The organism is Actinomadura bangladeshensis (genome assembly GCF_004348335.1).
Classification (GTDB): Bacteria; Actinomycetota; Actinomycetes; order Streptosporangiales; family Streptosporangiaceae; genus Spirillospora; species Spirillospora bangladeshensis.
Genome location: NZ_SMJW01000549.1, coordinates 1 through 1,259, shown reverse-complemented (window position 1 = coordinate 1,259; position 1,259 = coordinate 1). Strand labels below are relative to the sequence as shown.

General features: G+C 71.9%; 1 protein-coding gene. It reads left to right on the top strand.

Annotated elements, in window-relative coordinates; all coding sequences use genetic code 11:
- Positions 1–248 precede the first annotated feature (248 nt).
- Positions 249–1,259: LacI family DNA-binding transcriptional regulator (locus E1284_RS40775; protein WP_131945448.1), on the top strand; the 1,011-nt coding region annotated here is incomplete at its 3' end.

The following is a 1,259-nucleotide window of genomic DNA, read 5'->3' as shown; positions in this document are numbered from 1 at the left end:
GGCTTGGCCTGGGAGGGACGGGACGGGAAGCGCCCCGCTTCGAAATCTTTTCGAAAGTCTTCGAGCTTGCCGTTGCCGTGGAACTCTAAGAAAGGGCCACCCCAGGGTCAAGACCTCGGAGCCTGTTGACCTAAATGAAATGTTGAGAAGTCCGACACGGGGGCTAGGAGTGAGCGAAACATTGCGATACTGTTCGCAATCGTTTCCTCGGGGAGGAGTGAAGCGTGCCCGTGCGCACCACCGACGAGATGCCGGACCCGCCGTCCCGGCCCACCCTGGCGCTGATCGCCTCGAAGGCGGGGGTCTCCCCCGCCACGGTCTCCAAGGTCCTCAACGGCCGGACCGACGTCGCCGCCGCGACCCGCGAGCGGGTGGAGGCGCTGCTGCGCACCCACAACTACCCGGGTCCGGGCGGCTCCCGCCGGGCCCGCAGGTCCGGTCTGATCGACCTCGTCCTGGCCGGCCTGGACAGCCCCTGGGCGGTCGAGATCATGCGCGGCGTGGAGGGCGAGTGCGCCGAGCACGGCACCGGCGTCGTCGTCTCGCTGGTCCGCGAGGACGACGCCCGGCCGCCGAGCTGGCAGAACCTGCCCGCGCTGCACCACAGCGACGGCGTCATCCTGGTCACGTCCCGGATGACCCGCCGCCAGCGCGAGCAGCTGGAGCGGGCCGGCGTCGCACTCGTGCTGGTCGACCCGGTGAACCTGCCCGACACCGAGATCGCCAGCGTCGGCGCCACCAACTGGGCCGGCGGCCTCGCCGCCACCGAGCACCTGATCGAGCTCGGCCACCGCCGCATCGCGATGGTCGGCGGCCCGGCCGACATACTCTGCACCCAGGCCCGCGTGGACGGCTACCGGACGGCGCTGGAGCGCGCCGGGATCGAGGTCGACAAGGACCTCGTCCGCTACGGCGACTTCCACCACCGCGGCGGCTTCGCCCGCACCCGCGAGCTGCTGGAGCTCCCCGAGCCGCCGACCGCGATCTTCGCGGGCAGCGACGAGCAGGCCATGGGCGCCTACCAGGCGGCCCGGCTCGCCGGCCTGCGCATCCCCGAGGACCTCAGCGTCGTCGGCTTCGACGACCTGCCCACCTGCGAGTGGCTCTCGCCACCGCTGACGACCGTCCGGCAGCCGCTGGAGGAGATGGGCCGCGTCGCGGCCCGCACCCTGCTGCAGCTGCTGGACGGCCGCCCCCCGCTGACCCCGCGCGTGGAGCTGGCCACCGACCTGCGTGTCCGCGCCTCCACCTGGCTCTTA